The sequence below is a fragment of the Psychrobacter proteolyticus genome, assembly GCF_038155145.1.
Lineage (GTDB): Bacteria > Pseudomonadota > Gammaproteobacteria > Pseudomonadales > Moraxellaceae > Psychrobacter > Psychrobacter proteolyticus_B.
This window is the reverse complement of the sequence record NZ_JBAKAY010000215.1, coordinates 1-211: the sequence shown is the minus strand read 5'-3', so window position 1 is coordinate 211 and position 211 is coordinate 1. Positions and strand designations below refer to the sequence as shown.

Below are 211 nucleotides of genomic sequence, written 5' to 3'. Positions count from 1 at the left end.
TCTGATTCTAATTTAATATTAAACTTGGTCTTCAATCCGCAAGGTGCGACCCTGCCACCGAATCAACAAGAGCTTGAAGCGGATTATAAGCGTGAGTTAAAAGCGCACATTGATATCGAGTTTAACCATCTATTTGCCCTAACCAATATGCCCAATCAGCGTTTTGGTCCGGTGCTGTTGGCGAAAGACCAGTTCCACCCGGATATGGATT

The 211-nt window shown here is 44.1% G+C and carries 1 protein-coding gene; it reads left to right on the top strand.

The window, feature by feature from the left end:
• The coding region (locus tag V6252_RS13580) for a DUF3641 domain-containing protein (protein WP_341610781.1) at window positions 1–211 on the top strand (211 nt) is incomplete at both ends.